The 20,442-nt window shown below is 69.1% G+C and carries 24 protein-coding genes and 3 tRNA genes; 20 read left to right on the forward strand and 7 right to left on the reverse strand.

All coding sequences use genetic code 11. From position 1 onward, the window contains the following. A partial coding sequence (locus tag VGD44_RS09140; RefSeq protein ID WP_331086126.1) for a 2-hydroxychromene-2-carboxylate isomerase occupies positions 1-428 on the forward strand: 428 nt, incomplete at its 5' end. 610 nt (positions 429-1,038) lie between these two features. On the opposite strand, the gene VGD44_RS09145 is transcribed toward VGD44_RS09140, so the two are convergent. The 5 genes from VGD44_RS09145 to VGD44_RS09165 form a co-directional block, all read right to left on the reverse strand. After that, the gene (locus VGD44_RS09145) at positions 1,039-1,998 is read right to left on the reverse strand and encodes an exonuclease domain-containing protein (protein ID WP_331086128.1); all 960 of its coding nucleotides are present in this window, start codon (positions 1,996-1,998) and stop codon (positions 1,039-1,041) included. An 81-nt stretch (positions 1,999-2,079) separates the two neighbouring features. Further along, entirely contained in the window at positions 2,080-2,565 is a 486-nt protein-coding gene (locus VGD44_RS09150; protein ID WP_331086130.1) for a response regulator, read from the reverse strand. Positions 2,566-2,739: 174 nt separating this feature from the next. Beyond that, positions 2,740-3,195, reverse strand: a complete 456-nt coding sequence (locus VGD44_RS09155; protein ID WP_331086132.1) for a response regulator — start codon at positions 3,193-3,195, stop codon at positions 2,740-2,742. Between the two features lie 381 nt (positions 3,196-3,576). Next, a complete protein-coding gene (locus VGD44_RS09160; RefSeq protein WP_331086134.1) occupies positions 3,577-3,816 on the reverse strand; it encodes a hypothetical protein in 240 nt (79 codons plus the stop codon). A gap of 154 nt (positions 3,817-3,970) precedes the next feature. Continuing rightward, positions 3,971-4,363, reverse strand: coding sequence for an Hsp20/alpha crystallin family protein (locus tag VGD44_RS09165; RefSeq protein ID WP_331086136.1), 393 nt, complete (start codon positions 4,361-4,363; stop codon positions 3,971-3,973). A 632-nt stretch (positions 4,364-4,995) separates the two neighbouring features. On the opposite strand from VGD44_RS09165, the gene VGD44_RS09170 reads away from it, so the two are divergent. Together VGD44_RS09170 and VGD44_RS09175 are read left to right on the forward strand one after the other, a co-directional pair. Then, a complete protein-coding gene (locus VGD44_RS09170) occupies positions 4,996-6,459 on the forward strand; it encodes a Do family serine endopeptidase (protein WP_331086139.1) in 1,464 nt (487 codons plus the stop codon). A 21-nt stretch (positions 6,460-6,480) separates the two neighbouring features. Next, entirely contained in the window at positions 6,481-7,110 is a 630-nt protein-coding gene (locus VGD44_RS09175; RefSeq protein WP_331086141.1) for a MarC family protein, read from the forward strand. A 375-nt stretch (positions 7,111-7,485) separates the two neighbouring features. Here the strand turns inward: VGD44_RS09175 and VGD44_RS09180 are convergent. Then, positions 7,486-7,560 (reverse strand) — tRNA-Thr (locus VGD44_RS09180). 335 nt (positions 7,561-7,895) lie between these two features. Here VGD44_RS09180 and murA point away from each other — a divergent pair. From murA to VGD44_RS09265, 17 genes are all read left to right on the forward strand, one after another. Continuing rightward, entirely contained in the window at positions 7,896-9,188 is a 1,293-nt protein-coding gene (murA, locus tag VGD44_RS09185; protein WP_331086143.1) for a UDP-N-acetylglucosamine 1-carboxyvinyltransferase, read from the forward strand. Between the two features lie 3 nt (positions 9,189-9,191). Next, positions 9,192-9,617 (forward strand): DUF2948 family protein, encoded by a 426-nt coding sequence (locus VGD44_RS09190; RefSeq protein WP_331086145.1) that lies wholly within the window; start codon positions 9,192-9,194, stop codon positions 9,615-9,617. 42 nt (positions 9,618-9,659) lie between these two features. After that, complete coding sequence (gene hisD / locus VGD44_RS09195; protein WP_331086147.1) at positions 9,660-10,946, forward strand: histidinol dehydrogenase; 1,287 nt, start codon at positions 9,660-9,662, stop codon at positions 10,944-10,946. A gap of 64 nt (positions 10,947-11,010) precedes the next feature. Next, entirely contained in the window at positions 11,011-12,270 is a 1,260-nt protein-coding gene (locus tag VGD44_RS09200; RefSeq protein WP_331086149.1) for a mechanosensitive ion channel family protein, read from the forward strand. A gap of 90 nt (positions 12,271-12,360) precedes the next feature. Beyond that, positions 12,361-12,942: an SH3 domain-containing protein gene (locus VGD44_RS09205; RefSeq protein WP_331086151.1), complete on the forward strand. Its 582-nt coding sequence runs from the start codon at positions 12,361-12,363 to the stop codon at positions 12,940-12,942. 128 nt (positions 12,943-13,070) lie between these two features. After that, positions 13,071-13,550, forward strand: coding sequence for a UPF0262 family protein (locus tag VGD44_RS09210; protein ID WP_331086153.1), 480 nt, complete (start codon positions 13,071-13,073; stop codon positions 13,548-13,550). Between the two features lie 5 nt (positions 13,551-13,555). After that, positions 13,556-14,023, forward strand: a complete 468-nt coding sequence (locus tag VGD44_RS09215) for a low molecular weight phosphatase family protein (protein ID WP_331086155.1) — start codon at positions 13,556-13,558, stop codon at positions 14,021-14,023. 119 nt (positions 14,024-14,142) lie between these two features. Then, positions 14,143-14,361 carry a translation initiation factor IF-1 gene (gene infA / locus VGD44_RS09220; RefSeq protein ID WP_111458197.1) on the forward strand — a complete coding sequence of 73 codons (219 nt, stop codon included), beginning with the start codon at positions 14,143-14,145 and terminating at the stop codon, positions 14,359-14,361. 18 nt (positions 14,362-14,379) lie between these two features. Next, positions 14,380-14,964, forward strand: a complete 585-nt coding sequence (locus VGD44_RS09225; RefSeq protein WP_331086163.1) for a nucleoside triphosphate pyrophosphatase — start codon at positions 14,380-14,382, stop codon at positions 14,962-14,964. Next, positions 14,961-16,001, forward strand: a complete 1,041-nt coding sequence (locus tag VGD44_RS09230; protein ID WP_331086165.1) for a ribonuclease E/G — start codon at positions 14,961-14,963, stop codon at positions 15,999-16,001. The genes VGD44_RS09225 and VGD44_RS09230 overlap by 4 nt, the downstream gene beginning before the upstream one ends. Beyond that, a complete protein-coding gene (locus VGD44_RS09235) occupies positions 15,998-16,168 on the forward strand; it encodes a DNA gyrase inhibitor YacG (protein ID WP_331086168.1) in 171 nt (56 codons plus the stop codon). Before VGD44_RS09230 ends, VGD44_RS09235 begins: the two co-directional genes overlap by 4 nt. 73 nt (positions 16,169-16,241) lie before the next feature. Then, positions 16,242-16,317 (forward strand) — tRNA-Phe (locus VGD44_RS09240). Between the two features lie 580 nt (positions 16,318-16,897). Beyond that, a complete protein-coding gene (exbB, locus tag VGD44_RS09245) occupies positions 16,898-17,803 on the forward strand; it encodes a tonB-system energizer ExbB (protein WP_331086189.1) in 906 nt (301 codons plus the stop codon). A gap of 5 nt (positions 17,804-17,808) precedes the next feature. Next, positions 17,809-18,243 (forward strand): biopolymer transporter ExbD, encoded by a 435-nt coding sequence (locus VGD44_RS09250; RefSeq protein WP_331086170.1) that lies wholly within the window; start codon positions 17,809-17,811, stop codon positions 18,241-18,243. Between the two features lie 190 nt (positions 18,244-18,433). Beyond that, on the forward strand, positions 18,434-18,961 hold the full coding sequence (locus VGD44_RS09255) for an energy transducer TonB (protein WP_331086172.1): 528 nt from the start codon (positions 18,434-18,436) through the stop codon (positions 18,959-18,961). 118 nt (positions 18,962-19,079) lie between these two features. Continuing rightward, positions 19,080-19,889, forward strand: a complete 810-nt coding sequence (locus VGD44_RS09260; RefSeq protein ID WP_331086174.1) for a LytTR family DNA-binding domain-containing protein — start codon at positions 19,080-19,082, stop codon at positions 19,887-19,889. Between the two features lie 53 nt (positions 19,890-19,942). Further along, positions 19,943-20,019, forward strand: a tRNA-His gene (locus VGD44_RS09265). Between the two features lie 26 nt (positions 20,020-20,045). On the opposite strand, the gene VGD44_RS09270 is transcribed toward VGD44_RS09265, so the two are convergent. Continuing rightward, entirely contained in the window at positions 20,046-20,345 is a 300-nt protein-coding gene (locus tag VGD44_RS09270; RefSeq protein ID WP_331086176.1) for a hypothetical protein, read from the reverse strand. Positions 20,346-20,442: the final 97 nt, after the last annotated feature.

The raw sequence follows: 20,442 nt of genomic DNA on the forward strand, positions 1-20,442 counted from the left end.
AGGTGAAGGGCAAGCTGGCCTACGAAGGGCTGGAGACGAAGCGGTTCGTGCAGAAGCACGGGCTGAGCGCCTACCGGCAGAACCCGCACTTCCCGGTCAACACGCTGCTGATCATGCGCGGCCTCATCGCGGCGCGGCGGATGGGGGTGGGCGAGACCTACCTGGAGACCGTGCTGAAGGCGATGTGGGAGGACGGCCAGAAGATGGACGACCCGGAGGTGGTGCGCGGCGTGTTGGACGCCGCCGGGCTGGACGGGGCGGCGCTGCTGGCGGCGACGCAGGACCCGGAGGTGAAGGCCGAACTGGCGGCGAACACCGAGGCGGCCGTGGCGCGCGGCGTGTTCGGCATCCCGACCTACTTCGTCGATGGGGAGATGTTCTTCGGCAAGGACCGGCTGGAACAGGTGGAAGCGGAGGCGGCGCGGTAAGCGAGGCGGTCCCTGGGCTTGAGGTCACAGATTGTGACCTCAAGCACCGGGCGGGGCGGGACGCGATACAGGCGCTGGGCCTTCACGGAGCACGGGGTGGTGATGGCCGCCACCCTCCTCAACTCGGACGCCGACCTGGCCGCCAGCGCCTGGTGGTCGAGACCTTCGTCGCCGCCCGTCGGGCCGGGGAGGTCGTCGCAGCGCCGAAGGGGCTCGGCCCTCGCCTTCAGCAGACGCTGGAACGGCTGCTCGACACCGTCGTCGATCATCGCGCACAGACAGGAAGAGCTTCAGCCTGCGTTGGACGCACGGTCGTCGCGGCGCTGGCCCCTAGGGCGAGGCCCGGCCGCGGCGGGGCGGCGCCGTTCGTCGGGCTCGAGGTGGGGTTCGCCAGGGCGGCGGCTCGGCTGCTCTCGCCGCCGGCCCGCGCTCGGCCAGCGTCCGCAGGTTCTCCTCATGCTTGCGGCGGTCGATCGAATAGAGCCACATGCACGCCACGGCCAAGGCGAAGAAGAACAGGGTCGAGGCACCGGGACGCGGCCGGGTGGGGCCCTACGCGGCGCAGCCCCACGTCTGTCGTTGCGGCGGGGCGACGTCTGGTTTTTGGCCGCTAGGCCGGCGTGGCGGCCGCGATCCGGTCCCGCAGTTCCTCCGCCGTGAGGATGCTGATCGTTCCGCCCTCGGCGGCGATGGCCTCGGCCTTCAGGAAGCTGGCCGTGGTCCGTACACCGGACGAGAAGGGCCGCCCTCCGGCGACGACGAGCATCGTGGTGGTTCGGCCGACGTTCGCCATGACCCGCCCGCCGGCGGCGGCGATCTTGGCCGGCAGCTCGGTGTTGTGCGGTGATGCGATGATCGCGACCCGTTCGCCGGCGAGCGGGCCCTTCGCGGCCGGCGTGGGACGGCGAGGGCGCGGGGTCGCGGCGCGCCAGGGCGCGGCCAGGTAGCCGGCGATGTCGAGGCCGGTCTTCTCCATGGCGCGGACGACCACCCAGCCGGCGACACGAGCGTCGCTGAGGGCGTCGTGGTGCTTGTGTTCGAGCCCCAGGTGGCCGGCCAGCGCATTGAGCCGGTGGGTCGGCAGGTCGGGCCACGCGTGGCGGGCGACCTTCACGCTGTCGAGCCAGCGGCTGCGGATCATCGGCAGGCCGGCGATCCGGCACGCGGCGGAGAGCGCGCCGTGATCGAAGTTCGAGTGGGCGACCGTGATGCGGCCCCCGAGGTGTTCGAGGAGCGTCCCGTAGAGGCGGGGGAAGCTGGGTTGGCCCGCCACATGTTGCGGGCCGATTCCGTGCAGGCGGACGTTGAAGGGGCTGAAGGCGTCCTGCGGGTCCACCATGGTCTCGTAGGCGAACACTTCGCGGCCGCCGGCGAAGCCGACAATGCCGATCTGGCAGATGCTGGAGGCGCGGTGGCAGGCGGTCTCGACGTCGATGACGACGAAGTCGGGGGCGGAGGTCGGCGCCGAGAACGGCAGCGGCGAGGTTCGCGGTTCGACGAGCGGAGGGAGCTCGGATGCGGGCTTCAGCCCGCACTGTCTCGCCAGGTCCTGTAGAATCGTCACGGTCATCGCCTCCCGCAGCGAGTGTGGCGAGGCCGGGTCTCGAGGCCAAGAGGCCTCCAGCTGCGGGAACCCTCAAGGCCGCGGCCGCTAGGCCATTGCCGCATCGGTCCGGTCGGCGGCGGGATCGCCGGCGGATAGCGCGAATTCGATCGCCGCGTAGAGCAGGGTCGCGTCGATGGGTTTGGCGACGTGAGCGGTTGGCCCCGCGGCCCCGTAGGCCTCGAGGTGATGGCGCATCGCGTTGGCCGTCAGGGCGATGATCGGCACGGACGGCCGCCCGGCCGCACGTTCCTGATCGCGGATCGCGGCCGTCGCTTCCAGGCCGTCCATCACCGGCATCTGGATGTCCATCAGCACGAGGTCGAACGCTCCGGTGGAAGAGGCTTCGACCGCCTGGACGCCGTCCGCCACGAGGGTGAGCTGCACGCCGAGCGGCTCCAGCAGGGCGCGCAGGACAAGCTGGTTCGTGGCGTTGTCCTCAGCGGCGAGCACCCGCAGGGCCCGATCGGGCGTCGTCGCGGCCGGGGAAACCGACCGGAGTTGCGCCTGGGCCGATTGCGCGCTGCGCGGCAAGGGCAATTCCAGCGGGAAGACCGAGCCGCTTCACGGCTTTCCACCGTGATGTCGCCCCCCATCAGAAGGGCCAGCCGGCGCGAGATCGCAAGGCCCAGGCCGGTTCCGCCGATGGGTCGAGCGCTCGGCAACCCCTTGCGCCATACCTGACTGCGGTCGCCCAGAGGTGACGGCTCAGTTTCGATCTCGCCCGAGCAAGGCGGCGCGGAGCGCATGTTCCAGCGCGCGCTCGTGATACGGCTTATTGAGCACTGCGCGCTCGGCGTGGGGCGTAGCCAGGCCGCCGCGTCCATAGGCGGTCGCGAAAATGAACGGGATCTTCTGTTCGGCCAGCGCGTCGGCGACGGGAAAGACCATCCGGCCGCAAATGTTCACGTCGAGGACCGCCGCATCGACGGGCTCGCACGCCAGCAGCGCCAGGGCCGACTCGATGTCGTGAGCGGGCCCAACGACGTCGCATCCGAGACCCGAAAGCCGGTCTTCGAGCAAGGCGGCGACCATGAATTCGTCCTCGACCACGAGGACGCGCGCGTTGCGCAGAACATCGGTCTGTCGGCTGGTGGCCGGCGGGGGCAGGGGTCTCGTCGCGCGCCCCAACGACTCGGGGCCGATAGTCCATCCCGCAGCCATCCCGCGAAACTCCCGCGCCAGACTGAACCGGCGCGCACAAGATCACGGACCTACAGAACGGAGAAGTGTGATTTCAAGGTGAACGTCGTTCATTTGCTTGAAGCTGAACGGGGCGTCATCGAAAAATTTCTCCCGATTTGTGCATCATGAATTGATAGTGGGTTTGCGAATTACTCGAAACTCGCAGATCGTTGCTTGCGGTGCCAAGTGAGGTGCAAGATTCTTGCTCTGGAACCTGGAGCCCCGGCTCCGCCAGTGAGTTTCTCCGCAGCGAGCCGCACGGATCGGTGCGACATCTGAGGTCTGCGCTCAGGCTGCCCGCGCCAATGCCTGCTCGCCAGGGAGGTTGCCCGTCAACCTGGGCAAAAAGGCCTGCAGACGTCACGTCGCCCAACCCTTCGTTTCGTCGACGAGCCGAAGCGCCAGTTGATGAAACTCAACCTTGGCCTCGTTCACGACGCTTGTCGGGTCGGCCCCTCCGGCAACCCTGACCTTTACATCAAAGCCTGGCACGGAGGGTACGCCGACAGCGGTCCCCGTCACGTGGAATGTCACGAGGGCGGAAGGGGCGCCGTCATCCGACCGGCCGTAGTCGATGTTCGTCAGTTCGATGCGGGTCATACGCTTCCCGATTCGGCTGTTTTCACGCCGTCACCCTGCGAGTTTGCGCATTGAAGACTCCCCCAAAAGGGTCTTCCCGATGCCGCGTCGCCCGGGTTCGGGCTGCGCGGGCAGGGACGAGCGGCGCGCGGGCGTTGGGCCCGCGCGCCATGGGTCAGTGCTTGGTCTTCCCGTTGATCGGAATCCGCCGCACGCGGTCCTGGGCCTGGGCCGAGCGGGGCAGCTCGATGGTGAGCACGCCCTTGTTGAAGGTCGCCGTGGCCTTGGTGTCATCCACATCCCCCAGGGCGATCTGGCGCTCGAACCGCCCGTAGTACCGCTCGCTGACGTGGCGGCCCTTGTCCTTGGTCTCGGACCGCTTCTCGCCGCGCAGGGTGAGCACGCCGTCGCTGAAAGAGACCTCGACGTCCTTCTCGTCCAGGCCCGGCAGTTCGGCGGTGATCCGATAGCCGGTGTCCGTCTCCTCGACCTCCAGCGACGGCCACTGGCCGCTCCATGCGGCCGGCGCCGCGAACCCGCGGAAGGCGTCGTCGAACAGGCGGTTCATTTCCTGGTGCAGGCGCAAGAACGGACTGAGTTCCCCGCCGCCTGCCCAGTCGGATTCACGATCCCGGAGAGCAAGGTTGCGGTCCTTGCGGCCCCAGGGAACAAGTTCGCCAAGAGTCATCGCATTCCTCCTCTACAAGCGTGGAGGACCCGGGTGCGACGGCCCGGTCCGCAGATGGATCGCCTCGCAGCACGCCAAGCGGCATGCGGCCTCAGACTGCGAGCGCGGGCGTCCGCGGGCGATGGGAGCATCCGCCCGCGGGCCGGGCTCGCGAGGCCCGCGCGCCGGAGGGCGTAGACTGTCATCGCCGTCTTGGCGCGAGCGTCGCATCTGGAAGACCGGACCGTCCTCGGGCCCGATCGTCGCCGTCGCCGGCGACGCTGATGAGTTAGGAGGTGTCGCGCGCGCGTCAAGAGGGGGATGGGGTCTTCCCTTGCGGATGCTTCGACCTAAATGATTTCAACGTCCTAACCCAGCCGAAGCCATGCAGAGGAAGGAGAAGAAATCATGGCCCAGCGCTCCCCCGGGGGCTTGCCCCGCGAAGAGGAAATCCTGGCCTATGTGGCCATGGCAGGCCTGATCGGCGTCATTGGCGCGGTCGTCTACGCAACTCTCGCCTGAACACTCCCGACATGAACACGAAACCCAAAACGCTGCTCCTCGGGGCGGCCGCGAGCGCCGTGGCGCTGAGCGCGCCTGGACCCTCTGCGAGCCAGGCCCCCATCAATCCGCCGCCGGCCGCCCGCGCCGGGGTGACCTCCTTCGCGGAGATCGTCGAGCGGGTCGCCCCGGCCGTCGTGTCGGTCGAGACGAAGCGCCAGGTCGCCGTCCGCTTCCCCACGATTCCGGGCTTCCCGTTCGAGCTCTTCCCCGACCGGGGCGCACGACCCCCGACCGCCGAAGGCCGCGCCGCGGGAGCCGGCTTCTTCATCTCCGCGGACGGCTACATCGTCACCAACAACCACGTGGTCGCCGACGCCACCGAGATCACCGTCACGCTCAAGGACCAGCGCGAGCTGAAGGCCCGCGTCGTGGGCCGCGACGAGCCCACCGACCTGGCGGTGCTGAAGGTGGAAGGACGTGACTTTCCCTATGTCAGCTTCTCCAACGCCGCCACGCCGCGCGTCGGCGACTGGGTGATCGCGGTCGGCAACCCCTTCGGGCTTGGCGGCACCGCCACGGCCGGCATCGTCTCGGCGTATGGCCGCAACATCGGCTCGACCTTCGTGGACTACATCCAGATCGACGCTCCGATAAATCGCGGGAATTCCGGCGGCCCCACCTTCGACGCCCATGGCCGGGTGATCGGGGTCAACACCGCGATCTTCTCGCCGTCCGGCGGCAACGTGGGCATAGGCTTCGCCGTGCCCGCGGAGGTGGCGGATCGGGTGACGCGCGACCTCATCGCCCACGGCCGGATCGAGCGCGGCTATGTCGGGGCCAATGTGCAGACGCTGACGTCAGAGATGGCCGAGACCCTGGGGCTCGGCGCCCGCAAGGGCGTGCTGGTGGCGGAGGTCACGCCGGGCGGGCCGGGAGACCGCGCGGGCCTGCAGTCCGGCGACGTGGTGCTGCGCGTGGACGGTCGCACCACAGAGAATGCGTCCCGCCTCACCCGCGCGGTGGCCGCCGCGCGTCCTGGTGACCGCCTCAGGTTCGAGGTCCTGCGGGACGGCGCGCCGCGCTCGCTCGAGGTGAGGGTCGAGTTACGCCCCTCCGAGCGGGAGTTGGCGGGCTTGCCGCAGCAGGAGGGCCAGCCCGGCGACGGTCCTGGCGCGCGGCTCGGCTTGGCCGTGGCGCCCCTCGACGAGCTGACGCGGCGTCGCCGCGAGCTGCCACCGGACATCACGGGCGTCGTCGTCCAGAGCGTGGATCCCGCCTCGGACGCGGCGCGCAAGGGGCTTCGGTCGGGGGACGTCATCGTGCGTGTGAACGAGCGGCGGATCGCCCGACCGTCCGATCTGGCGGACGCCGTCGCCGCGGCCAGCAGTTCTGGACGGACGAGCGTCCTCGTCTTCGTGCACCGCGAACGCGGGCGACTGGCCGTTCCGGTACGCCTGATCGGCGCGAAGGACGACGGGCGTCCGGCACCGTGACGAAGCGCGGAGCGACGTGCGGTGAGCGAGTTCATGGTGACGGCGCTGGCGACCCTGTTCGTCGCCATCGGCCCGATCGATACGGCCATCGTGTTCGGCGGCCTGACCGGCGGAGTGCATCGCCCCGAGCGATTCCGCCTGGCCTGGCAGGCCGTGCTGATCGCGGCGGTCGTCCTGTTGGGCTTCGCGCTGTTCGGGGTCCAGATCCTCGCGGCGCTGCACGTCACCTTGGACGCGTTCCGGGTAGCCGGCGGCATTCTGCTGCTGCTGCAGGCGATCCAGCTGATCTTCGGGCATCCCGCCGGACTTTCCACGCTGACGGCGGGCGAGCGGCGCGAGGCGCTGGAACCCGGCGACATCGCGGTCTTTCCCCTGGCGTTCCCGGTCATCGCCGGTCCCGCCGGCCTCACCGCCGTGGTGCTCCTGATGGGCCAGGCTCAGGGCGACCCGCTGCGCGCGGCCGTCGTCCTGGGCTCGATCGCCGTGTGCCTGGCGCTCGCCTACCTCGGGATGGTTTTCACGGATGTCCTCCATGGCATCCTGAAGACGACGGGCGCGAGCGTCATCGCCCGGCTCGCCGGCGTCATTCTGGCGACGCTGGCGGTACAGTTCATCTTCGATGGCGTCCGAGGCGCGCGACTGTTCGCTTAGCTATATGGGTCAGCGGTTCGAACGGCCGCGCGGCGTGGACGGCCGCGAGCTCGGTCGAGCGCCGCCGGGACCGCCCAGGCCAAGCCTGTCCCAGCGCAGCTTAGGCGGACGATCGGTCGCCGAACCTGAACACCGTCGCACCGGGCGACGGGGAAGCGTGTCCCCGACGCCGCCTCGGCGATCCGTGCTGGCGCGACCGTGCGCGGCCCGCCGCGTCTCGCGTCTGCCAACCGGGGTGCGCCCTTCCGGCGCGCGCGCCGGCGATGCGGACGCTTTTGCGCGCAGGCTGATGCCCCTGTGGATGCCCCGGAGCGATCCGGCCGATTTTGGAGGGGGAGGGCGTTTCCCCAACGCCTTGAAAGCGTTGGGGAAACCTGGTGCCGCCGGGCAGGATTGAACTGCCGACCTCAGCCTTACCAAGGATGCGCTCTACCACTGAGCTACGGCGGCGAAGGCGGGCGCTATAGCGGGAGCCGGGCGCGGCGTGAAGCCCCAAATCGAGCCTGAGGCGCTTGACGGGCGGGACGCCTCGCCGCACCTCGGGCGCATGGGCGACAAGGACAAGCCTGAGAAACCGGCGGCCGACTCGCGCGAAGCGAAGCTCGCGCAGGCGCTCCGGGCGAACCTGCGCCGCCGGAAGGCCGCGGGCGCTGCGACGTCTGCGCCGAAGCCACAAGGAGGCTCCACGGATTGACCGCTTGGCGCGTAGCGGGCGCGCAGGCTAGATACGTCGCCTGAGGCGCCGCGAGGGAACGCGGCCCGCGCGTGCTTCGTAAGGATACCGATTGGATCGCATCGCCATCACCGGCGGCGCGCGGCTGGAGGGGGAGATCCCCATCAGCGGCGCCAAGAACTCGGCCATCAAGCTGATGGCGGCCAGCCTGCTCACCGAAGAGCCCCTGCGCCTGACGAACATGCCCCGTCTGGCCGACACGCGCTTCCTGGGCCGGCTGCTGCAACGCCTGGGCACGGAAGTCGTCGAGTCGGACGGCCCCGACGGGCCGGAAACCCTGCTCACCACGCGGGAAATCGTCAGCGGCTTTGCGCCCTACGACCTCGTCCGCCAGATGCGGGCGTCGTTCAACGTGCTGGGACCGCTGCTGGCGCGGAGCGGGCAGGCCAAGGTGTCGCTGCCTGGCGGCTGCACCATCGGCGCGCGACCCGTCGACCTGCACCTGAAGGCGCTCGAGGCGCTGGGCGCCAAGATCGACCTGCACGAGGGCTATGTATACGCGCAGGCGCCGCGCGGCCTGAGGGGCGCCGCGATCGACTTCCCGATGGTCTCGGTGGGCGCAACCGAGCACGCCATGCTGGCAGCCGTGCTGGCTGAGGGCGAGACGGTGATCACTCAAGCGGCCTGCGAGCCGGAGATGAACGACCTCGCCGATTGCCTCAATAAGATGGGCGCCAAGGTCAGCGGTGCGGGAACGTCGACGATCACCATCCAAGGCGTCAGCCGGTTGCATGGGGCGAAACACGCGGTGATGCCGGACCGTATCGAAACCGGGACCTATGCGCTCGCGGTCGCCATGGCTGGCGGGGAGGTGCGGCTGACGAAGACGCGCAGCGACTTCATTCAGGCGATGCTCGACAAGATGGTCGAGGCTGGCGTCGAAGTCACACCGAACAACGACGGGCTGACGGTACGGCGCAACGGAACGCTCCTGAAGGCGGTAGAATTCGAGACCAGCGCCTATCCTGGCTTTCCCACCGACCTGCAGGCGCCGTTCATGGCGCTCATGACCCTGGCCGAGGGCGAGAGCGTTATCCGCGAGACCATCTTCGAGAACCGCTTGATGCATGCGCCTGAGCTGCGGCGCATGGGAGCCGACATCACGGTCCATGGCACGGAGGCGCGGGTGCGCGGCGTGGACAGCCTCGAAGGCGCTCAGGTGATGGCGACCGATCTGCGAGCGTCCGTGAGCCTCGTCATCGCCGGCTTGGCCGCGAAGGGCGAGACGATTGTCAATCGGGTCTACCACCTCGACCGCGGTTTCGAGCGGCTGGAAGAGAAGCTTGGCGCCTGCGGCGCCAAGGTCCGCCGCCTGAAGGGGGATGGCGGGGAGGAAGTGGAGTAGGGCATGGCGGAGCCTGCGCCCCTACAACTGCTCGCCGAGGATCAGGACGACCTCGCGGTGATCTCGGCCGCCTTGCAGGACGCGGTGGCGAAGGTCGGCGACATTTCTTACGAGGCCAAGGCCCGGCGGCTGACCATCGCGTTCAACCGTTTCCGATGGGAGGCGGGCTCGCGCCAGCGTGTCCGCGCGGCGCTGCAGGTCGGCGGCGTGTTGGCTGTGCAGGCCCGCAGGATCCGGCGGGACCGCCGCGACGCGGTCGTCGAACTCCTGGCGATCGGCTTCGAGCCCGGCGAGCCGCCCGGCGGCACGCTGACGCTCAGTTTCGCAGGCGGCGGTGATCTCCGGGCCGACGTAGAGTGCCTGGACGCGGTCCTGGCCGACCTTTCCCAGCCGTGGCCCACGCCGCGCGAACCGAGCCACGAGGCCTGAGCGGATAGCCTTGGCGGGCCTGCGCCGCTAAGAGAGCGCGCCATGCGCCGCTTCCGCCACGACGATCCGGGATTCTCCGCCGCCTTCACCGCCTTCGTTTCGGAGCGTCGCGAGACGCCCGAGGAGGTCGACGCGATCGTGCGCGACGTGCTGGCTGCCGTGCGAGGCGAGGGCGTGGCGGCGCTCCTACGATACGCGCGCGAGTTCGACCGGGTCGAACTGACGGAAGAGACCCTGCGGGTAAGCGCCGACGAGATCGCCGAGGGCGCGGCCCGCTGCTCGTCGGAAGTGCGTGACGCCATCGCCTTCGCCGCGGCCCGAATCCGCGCCTATCACGAGCGGCAGCGGCCGGCCGACCTGCGCTTCACAGATGAGGCGGGTGTTGAGCTGGGCTGGCGGTGGACTCCACTGGAGGCCGTCGGCGTCTACGTGCCGGGCGGACGGGCCGCCTATCCCTCGACCGTACTGATGAACGCCGTTCCGGCGGCGGTCGCCGGGGTCGAGCGCATCGCCATGGTCACACCGCCAGGTCGCTTGCAACCGGCCGTGCTGGCCGCAGCGCAGGCCGCGGGTGTCAGCGAGATCTGGCGCGTCGGCGGCGCCCAGGCCGTGGCTGCGTTGGCCTATGGCGCCGGGCCCATCAGGCCCGTCGACAAGATCGTGGGGCCGGGCAACGCCTTCGTCACGGCGGCCAAGCGGCGCGTCTACGGGACCGTCGGCATCGACGCCCTGGCCGGCCCTTCCGAGATCGTGGTGGTCGCCGACGGCGCCAACGATCCCGAGTGGATCGCCGCCGACCTGCTGTCGCAGGCTGAGCACGACCCGGCCGCCCAGTCCATCCTGATCACCGATGACGCGGCCTTCGCCGAGAAGGTGGAGGCGGCCGTGGAGGCGCAGCTGAGCGCGCTGGCCACCGGCGAGGATGCGCGCGCGTCATGGGAGACTCACGGCGCCATCGTCATCGCGCCGCTGGACGCCGCGCCGGCGCTCGTCGACGAGATCGCTCCCGAGCACGTCGAGTTCGCCCTGGACCAGCCCGAACGCCTGGCCGACCGCGTCCGGCACGCCGGCGCCATCTTCCTGGGTCGCTACGCGCCTGAGGCGGTGGGCGACTACGTAGCCGGTTCCAACCACGTACTGCCCACCAGCCGCGCTGCGCGGTTCTCCTCGGGTCTTTCCCTCTACGACTTCCTGAAGCGCACCTCGATCGTGAAGTGCGACGCCCAGTCGTTCGCGGCGCTGGCACCGGCGACGATTGCTCTGGCGGAGGCTGAAGGCCTGCCGGCGCACGCCCGTTCGGCCGCCATCCGGCTCGGCCAGGGGCGCTGATCCCGGAACCGGCCACAGCGGCAGGGCGTTGCGCGGCGGGGCGCTCCGAGGATAAGCCGGTCTCGTGTTCGCGACTCCCCAGACCCCGACGCCTGCCGCCGCGCCTGCGGCGGAGGCCGCCAAGTCCACCCTGACCGAGCGGCTGATCGCCAGCACGACCGAGGCCATCGACCACATCGTGCGGATGGACCCGCGCGAGGCAGGCATAAATCTGGCGGCTTCGGCCGTGATCGTCGTGGTCGCCTGGGCCGTGGTCTGGGGCGTTCGGCGCTTGCTCGACTACTGGCTGGCCCGCGTCTCCGTCGGCGCGCCGGGCGCCGAAGACAAGGAAGAGGCCCGCACCCACAAGGCGGCGCGGTTCACCTGGCTCCTCGTTCGCGTCGTCGTGGCAGTCACGGTCCTCGGGGTGGTCGCGGGCGTCTGGGGCGTCGACGTCCGCGCGTGGTTCTCCGGCGACGCTGGCGCGAAACTGGTGCGGCTCGCGCTCGTCGTAGTGCTGGCGACAGCGCTCGTCGAACTCACCGGCTTCATCATCAACCGCCTCGTCGGAGGCTTCGCCCGGCGCAGCGGCGATCCGCGGCGCGCCGCCCAACTGCGCACGCTGGGTCCGATCCTGACGGGTTCCGCACAGGCGGTGCTGGTCGTCGTCGGCTTCCTGACGGTGCTGACGGAGATGGGGCTGAAGGTCGGGCCGATCCTGGCCAGCGCCGGCGTGCTCGGCATCGCCGTCGGCTTCGGGGCCCAGACGCTGGTGAAGGACTTCCTGACCGGACTGTTCCTCATCGCCGAGGACGTGGTCTCGGTCGGCGACAACGTGCAGATCGCCGACTCCAGCGGCGTCGTCGAGGCCATGACGCTGCGGACGATCCGCCTGCGTGACGCCAACGCCACGCTGCACATCTTCCCCTACAGCGAAGCCCAGGTGATCCATAACCGGACCAAGATCTTCTCTTCCTACCTGGCGGAGATTCCGGTGAGCTACGACACCGACCTCGATCGCGCGCTCGCTGTGATTCAGAAGGTGGGCGACGGCTTGCGCAAGGACCCGCACTTCGGGCCGATGATCACCCAACCGTTCGAAGTGATGGGCGTCGATCGCCTGGCCGACAACGCGGTGCACCTGAAAGCCCGCTTCGTCACCGTCCCGCGGACCCAGTGGGAAGTGGGGCGCGAGTTCAACCGCCGCCTGAAGAACGCCTTCGACGAAGCGCGCATCCTCACCCCCGTGAAGACCACGCCTGTGGCGGCGCAGCCCCTCGAGGACCGTCAACCGGCGACCGCCGATGCGCGTCCGACGCCGCCGGAGTCCGAACCGCGAAGCTGAACAGTTCCTGTCAATCGGGCCTGCGAAGCCGTTCAGGCTGCGCCGTCTACATCTGCGTCATCGAATGAAACGCAGAGGACGGAGATTTTCATGCGCAATCTGAACACCAAGTCGATCGGCGGCGCCCTGACGGCCGCAGCACTGGCCGCGGGCCTTGCTCTGGCCGGGGCGACCAGCGCCAGCGCGGGCGTTGTCGGCTGCTCGGCCCCGGGCGGCAAGCAAGAGGCCGGAGCGGTCATCGGCGCCCTGGTGGGCGGCGTGGTCGGCAATCAGATCGGCGGTCGTCATGCGACCGGCGAAACCGTCGCCGGCGCGGCGGTCGGCGCCGCGGCGGGCTCGGCCATCGGCTGCGAAGCCCAGAAGGACCGCGCCGCCAAGCAGGGCGCGACGACCTACAAGCGCAACGGCTACCGGCTCTACTCCAACGTCCAGCCGGCCAGCTACAACCGGATCGGCGACATGTTCGTGGCGGAGAGCGGCGTGAACCTCCGCGCGGCGCCGACGACCAATTCGGCGCGGGTCGGCCGCCTGCAGGCGGGCCAGCGGTTCCAGGCCCTGGCCGGCGTGCGCGGCACGGACTGGATCCTGGTCGGCCAGAACGGGATCGGCGTGGGCTACGTCCGCGGCGATTTCGTCCGGCCCGCGAACGGCCATCGCTACGCCGCCCGCTAACGGCTGACGGTCCGAATACGACGCCCGGAGCCTCGCGCTTCGGGCGTTTTTTCGTATCCGCGGCGCCGCAGCGCCACGGTGGGATGACGTCGGCCCCCGGATTGCAATAAAGCTCGGCTTGGAACGCCATGGCCGACGACGCGAAGAAGAACCACCGGCTGCAGACCGTCGAGCTCGACGAAGAGTCGCTCGCGGCGGTTTCGCGCGACCAGGAACAGGAGCGGCAGATCGCGATCTTCGATCTGCTGGAGGAGAACTACTTCTTCCCCGAGGGCGCCGAGGCTGGACCCTACGACCTGCGGATGGGGCTGCTCGAGAACCGGCTGGTCCTGGACGTGCGGGGGCCCACCTATGAGCGGCGACACATCCTGTCGCTCTCGCCGTTCCGGACGCTGATCAAAGACTACTTCATGATCTGCGACAGCTACTATCAAGCTATCCGCAACTCGACGCCGCAGCAGATCGAGGCCTTGGACATGGGCCGCCGAGGCCTGCACAACGAGGCGTCCGAGCTCCTGCAGACGCGCTTGTCGGGCAAGATCGAGACCGACATGGACACGGCCCGTCGCCTGTTCACCCTGATCTGCGCGCTGCACTGGCGGGGCTGACCGGGATGACCGGCGACCCTGGGAATCGACTGCCGGACGCGGTCCTCTTCTGTTGCAACTTCAATCAGGTGCGCTCGCCGATGGCCGAGTCGCTCCTGAAGCACATCGTGGGAACGCGCATCTTCGTCGACAGCTGCGGCCTGAAGCGGGCCCATTTCGACCCGGACGAAGACGACATGGAGGTCGATCCCCTGGCCGCCGAGGTCATGAAGGAACTGGGCGTGGATCTCACCCGCCACCGCTGCAAGACCTTCGCCGAGCTCGAGGACGATTCCTTCGACCTGGTGATCTCCCTGACGCCGGAGGCGCAGCACCGGGCCGTCGAGCTGGCTCGTGGACGGTCGGCGGATATCGAGTACTGGCCCACGATGGATCCCACGCTGATCGAGGGCTCTCGCGAGCACCGACTCGAATCGTATCGCCAGGTGCGCGACGGTCTGGCCGCCCGGATCAGGCAGCGATTTCACCGTTAGCGCGGGCCATCGACCTTTTCGACGACGATGCGCTATAATCAGCGCCGCAGACGCGGCTCGCGGCCACACGGCCCGAGCCGTCGTCGTATGTGAAGACGTTGAGGAATCAAGAGAGCCGCATGGCGAAAGAAGAATTGCTGGAGTTTCCGGGCACGGTCAGCGAAGTGCTGCCGAACGCCACGTTCCGGGTGAAGCTCGAGAACGATCACGAGATCATCGCCCACACCGCGGGCAAGATGCGCAAGAACCGCATTCGCGTGTCCGCAGGGGACAAGGTGCTCGTGGAAATGACGCCTTACGACCTGACCAAGGGCCGTATCACCTTCCGCGTCCGCTAGATCGACCGAGGCTGCGACTTGGCTTCTGAGCCGCGCCTCGTCCTGGCGTCCGCGAGCCCCCGAAGGCTCGACCTCCTGCGTCAGATCGGCCTCACGCCCGACGCCGTCGAGGCCGCCGATCTGGACGAAGCCCCCCTTTCGCACGAAACGCCACGCCAGCTGGCGCTGCGCCTCGCCGAAGCCAAGGCCGCGCATGTGGCTGGGCGTGCGCCGGACGCCTACGTCCTCGGCGCTGACACGGTCGTTGCGGTCGGTCGCCGCGTGCTGCCGAAGGCCGAGGACGCGGCCGAGGTTCGCGCCTGCTTGCGTCTGCTGTCCGGCCGCGCCCATCGGGTGCTGACCGGGATCGCCGTCGCTGCGCCCGGCGGCCGGATGGCGTCCCGCCTCGTCGAGAGCCGCGTCCACTTCAAGCAGCTGAGCGCCGGCGACGTCGACGCCTACCTCGCGTGCGGGGAGGGGATCGGCAAGGCGGGCGGCTATGCGATCCAGGGGCACGCCGGAGCGCTGGTGATCTCGCTGCAGGGGTCGTACTCCGGCGTCGTGGGCCTGCCCCTGTACGAAACCGCGAACCTGCTGACCGGCCTGGGTTTTCGGCGGCCATGAGCGAGCGGCGCCTTTTCCTCGATCGCGGGATCGGCGAGACCCGCGGCGTCGTCACCCTCGACGGCCGCCCCGAGCGGCTGCTCCTGCGCCGCGATGACGATGAGCCGCGCCTGGCAGCGGGCGCGCGCCTCATAGCCCGCGTGGCCAGCGTCGAAGCCGCGATAGCCACCGCGTTCCTGGACCTTGGCGGCGGCCTCGAGGCCATCCTCCCCTTCAAGCCCGACGCGCGCCCGGTCCGCGGCGCCGCCGTCGAGATCGAGATCCGGACCGAGCCTCGCGACGGCAAGCTTGCGGTAGCCCGCCAGCTGGTGGAGGGGCAGGGGCCGCCGCGCCTCCTCTCACCCGCCCCCGACATCGCCGAGGACCTGCGCCACTTCGCCCGCGACGCCGGGATCGTGGAGGGCCGGCCGGCGCGCGACGTCGCCGACGAAGCGGAGTCCGAGGCCCTCGAGACGATCCATCCGCTGCCCGGCGGCGGGACCCTCGCCATCGAGCCGACGCGGGCGCTCACCGCGATCGACGTCGACCTGGGCGAGCGCAAGAGCGCAGACGCCAAGCGGGCCGCTCGGCAAGCCAACCTCGCGGCCTTGTCCGAGTCCGCGCGGCTCCTCCGGCTGAAGGGTCTCGGCGGCCTCGTGATCGTCGACCTGGTCGGCCGCGGCCATGACGGGAACGCCCTGATGGCCGCCGCGCGGCTGGCGTTCGGCCCGGATAACCCGGGCGTCGCCATCGGTCCCGTCGGGCGTTTCGGGACCATGGAGCTCTCCATTCCCCGGCGCACGCGCCCGCTGCTCGAGCGGCTCCGGCGCGCGGACGGCGCACTGGCCGACCGGGCCCTGGCTCAGCGGCTGATCCGGCGCATCCAGGCCGAGGCCGAGGCGCAGCCGGGCGGCCACCTTGCCGCCGTCTGCGCGCCCGATGTGGCCGCGGCCGCAAAGCCGCTGGCGCGCCTGCTGGCCGACCGGATCGGAGCGCGTTTCACGATCACGCCCGATCCCGCGCGCCCACGCGAGCGTTTCGACGTGGGGCGGGCATGAACCAACCGCGCTGTCCCATCTGCGGCAAGCCCACCGACGCGCACTACCGGCCGTTCTGCTCGCGCCGGTGCGCCGACGTGGACCTGCAGCGCTGGTTGAGCGGCCGCTACGCCGTGCCCGCGCAGGACGACGAGGGCGGTCCATCCGAGGATTCCGAAGAGGAATAGCGTCCCTCGAAATTCGTCCGCGCGCCTCGCTGGACTTCGGCTATCGGCTCCCTTATAGACGCGGCTCCCGCGGGCCTGGGTAGCTCAGTTGGTAGAGCAGCGGATTGAAAATCCGCGTGTCGGTGGTTCGAATCCGCCCCCAGGCACCATCCCCTTCCAGACGATTGAGCTGACCGGGCCGGCGCCGCGCTGCGCCGTGCGATCGCGTGTGCGCAGGCCGCCCTTGCTCTCTCCGCGAGAGCGCGACCGCCCCTCCTGGGCAACGCGCGTCGCACCGGGACAGATTTCGAAATCACGTACTGTAGTTCAGCTAGTTTGCTGCGTTGCAGCATGAAACTGCGACGAACGGCGCTGAATCGGCGGGCTCTAGTCGCCTGTTGCGTGTGCAGCGCACAATACGTGCCGATGCGTCAGTATTTTGACGCGGGATGGCAAGCTCATGCCCCTTGACGCTTCGACAAGGGGTTGCCAAAGGGTCCTGCCGTTCTCTTACAAGACGGTAAGACTTTGGGTTCCTCTCGTGGGAGTTCAAGGCCGTCCGCACCTTCGAAACGCCTATCCTGCCAAAGACGGGAGCCGCGTTCCGGGTCGGGCGCACGACAGCGCCTCTGGGGTCCTGGACCTGCGAAAGCAGGCTGGGGCGCCGGGCTTGTTTCAACTAGGGTGGAGACGCTCTCGCGCGACGACCCTCCGGCCAATCGTGCTAGACCAACCAGGAACTGGCGACAGATGCTCGACAACAAACTGAAGATCACTTTTTCCGCTCTCGTCGGCGCCGTGGCGCTGATGGCGAGCGCGCCGGCGTTCGCTCAGGACGCCGCCGCCCCGGCCGCTCCGGCTGCTGACGCCGCCGCCGCTCCGGCTGCCGACGCCGCTGCGGCTCCCGCCGCGCCTGCGGCCGCCCCCGCCGCCCCGGAATCGGCCGACCCGCCGACCATGAAGAACGCGGGCAAGCTCAACGTCGGCACCATGTTCATGGACGCCGACCCGGTCGTGAAGGTCATCATGATCGGCCTGGCTCTCGCCTCGGTGCTGAGCTGGACGATCCTCGTGACCAAGATGCTCGAGTTCAACGGCCTCAACAAACAGTCGGACGGCTTTGTGGAGAACTTCCGCAGCGCCAAGTCGATCAACGACATGAGCCGCATCGCTCTGCAGGAAGAGTATGACGGCAATCCGCTGGCCGACATGGCCGCCGCGGCCGCGCAGGAGATCGAGCTCAGCCGTCAGGCTGGCCTGCAGATCGCCGGCGAACACCGCGACACCACCATCGACCGCGCCCAGCATGCGGTGAGCGCCGTGCAGGCCTCCCTGGCCCGCCGCCTTTCGGGCGGCATGCAGTACCTGGCCTCGCTCGGTTCGAACGCGCCGTTCATCGGCCTCTTCGGCACCGTCTACGGCATCATGAACTCGTTCATTGGTATCGCGAACACCAACACCACCAACCTGGCCGTCGTGGCGCCCGGCATCGCCGAAGCCCTGCTCGCCACCGGTCTGGGCCTGTTCGCCGCCATCCCCTCGGTTATCTTCTACAACTACTTCCAGACGCGGATTTCCGCCTACGGCGCCCGTTCGGAAGGTTTTGTGGCCGAGCTGATGAACGCGATTTCCCGGCAGCTCGACAAGGGAGCCTAAGCTAGATGGCCGCCAAACTCTCGAGTGGAGGGGGCGGGCGCTACCAGGAAGATCAGAACGCCGAGATCAATGTCACGCCCTTCGTGGACGTGATGCTGGTCCTGCTGATCATCTTCATGGTGGCCGCGCCGCTGGCGAGCGTGACCGTCAAGGTCCAGCTCCCGCCAGCCGTCGCGCCGCCAGGCACGAACCCTCCCAAGCCGGTCTACATCTCGATCCAGCCGAACGGGTCCCTGTTCATCCAGGACTTCAGGACGGATCTTTCGAGGCTGGGCGATGACCTTCGCCGGGCCCTGGGCGAGAAGCGCAATCCCGAGAAGGAGCGGATCTTCATCCGCGCCGACAAGGACGTGCTCTACGGTGACTTCATGGGCGTGATGAACATGCTGCAGGATAACAATTTCTACAGCGTGGCTCTCGTCGGCGAAGACGACAATTAGGTGGTGACCCATGTCTGAGACATCACCTCAATCTGAAGTCCTTCGGCACAACCCGTTCGACGATCCGAAGCCCAAGCGTCGGCCTGGGTTTGTTATCGCCCTTGCGATTGCAGCGGTCGTTCACGGAGCGCTTGGCGTTTATCTCTTCAAGACGCGGTTCGAACCCAAGTACAAAGAGTACTCGGACGACGTGACGGACGTGGACATCATCAAGCCTGTCCCGCCGCCGCCACCGCCGCCGCCGCCGCCGCCACCGCCGAACACCCCGCCGCCGCCGCCGCCGAAGCTGCAGCCCCGGCCGCCCGTTGCGGTGCCCGATATTCCGTCGATCCCGCCGCTGCCGGTTCCTCCGGTCGAGCGTCGGATCGAGGAGCCTCGGCCGCCCGCCGCGCCGCCGCCGGAGCCGCCGCGCCCGTCGGTCATCACCAACCCGGACTGGCTCCGCCGTCCCTCTGGCGAGGACTTCGCCCGCTACTACCCCGACCGCGCTCAGCGGATGGAGGTCGAAGGCCGGGCGTCGATCAGCTGCCAGGTGAACGCCCGGGGCGCGCTGGAGTCCTGCAATGTCACGTCGGAAGATCCGGCCGACATGGGCTTCGGCGACGCCGCACTCAAGATGAGCAAGCTCTTCAAGATGCGGCCCATGTCCAAGGACGGCCAACCCGTCGACGGCGGCACGGTGCGGATTCCGCTCCGCTTCGTCCTGCCGAAAGGCTGATCCGCCGCAAGGCGCGATACGCCTGACAAGAACGAGCCCCGGTCGTTTCGGCGACCGGGGCTTTTTCTTTGCCCGCAGGTCCGGCTAGCTGTCGCCCGTGAATGCGCGGGGCGAACTTTTGAGCGAGCAGCAGCCGTCAGCCGCGGAAGGGCGGGGTCGCGACGCGATCTTCGTCGCGATCTTCGCCTTCGTGGGCTGTGCGATCGCGGTCGTGGACGCCTTCAGCGTGACGCACGATCGGGCCGAGGCAGGCCGGCCGGTGCCCTTCTGGGAACCACTCGTCTGGGAGACGACCAGCGTCGCGGTGCTGACCGCCTTGGCGCCTGCGATCATGGCGCTCACCCGCCGGTTCCCGCCGCTCTCCGCGCCCTGGTCGCGCGTGGTCCCGGCGCACCTGCTAGGCGCCGCCGTCTACTCGCTGGTGCACGTGACCGCGATGGGCGTCCTGCGCTGGGCCGTCTACGCCGCGGTCGGCGACTTCTACGCACCGCTCTCGCCTCTCGGCGACTTCCTCTATGAGTTTCGCAAGGACCTCCTCGTCTACTTCGCGGTGGTGGCGATCTATGTCGTCTGGTTGCGGCTGACGCCCGCGAGGCCGCTGCAGACCGGGGAGGACTCCATCGAGGTGCGGGACGGCGCGCGGCGCCACTTCCTGCCGCTCGCGGAGATCGCCTGGATCGAGGCCGCCGGGAACTACGTCGAGCTCCACCGGGGCGCCACGCCGATCCTCCACCGCGCCCCGCTGGCGGAGATGGAGCGGCGCCTGCAAGGGGCCGGCTTCGTGCGTATCCACCGCTCGCGGCTGGTCCGCAGGGCCGCGATCGTGCAGGTGGAATCGAAACCGTCGGGCGACTACCTCGTCCGCCTCGCCGACGGCCGCGAACTCTCCGGATCGCGCCGCTACAGAAAGCCGCTGCTCGACCCTTGACCGTGCGGCTTGATCGCGCCGCGTCGCCCGACTAGAAAGCGCGCTCGCGATGCGCCGCCCTAGCTCAGTTGGTTAGAGCGCCAGATTGTGGCTCTGGAGGTCTCCCGTTCGATCCGGGAGGGCGGTACCATCGCAAGGGATTGAAAGGACCGGGTTTCATCCCGGTCCTTTTTCGTTCCGAACGATGTTTTTTCCACTTTCTTTCCACTCGGTTTTACACGCGGCGTTTCCGGCCTGTTCGCGAAGCCGCGCGACACGGGCCGCCGCCGCGTCCGAAAGCCGGATTCTGTCGGCCTGTCGGCGGTACTGGACGAAGCTCGACGGGCTGCGGTGGCCCATCATCGCCGCACCCTCCGCGTCGCTGCAGCCGGCCAGCGCCAGCTCGACCCCGCGGGTGTGGCGCAGGCCGTGCAGGTCGTAGCGGTCGCTGTCGAGCTTGCCTGTCCGCAGTGTCACAAGACGTCGCCGGCGAAGCTCTAGGTCTTTCGGTAGTCCCTGCAGCGGATGCTCACTCCGCTCACCGCCGCTCGCCCCGCCCATCCCCACGGCTGTG

The organism is Phenylobacterium sp. (assembly GCF_036402295.1).
Classification (GTDB): domain Bacteria; phylum Pseudomonadota; class Alphaproteobacteria; order Caulobacterales; family Caulobacteraceae; genus Phenylobacterium.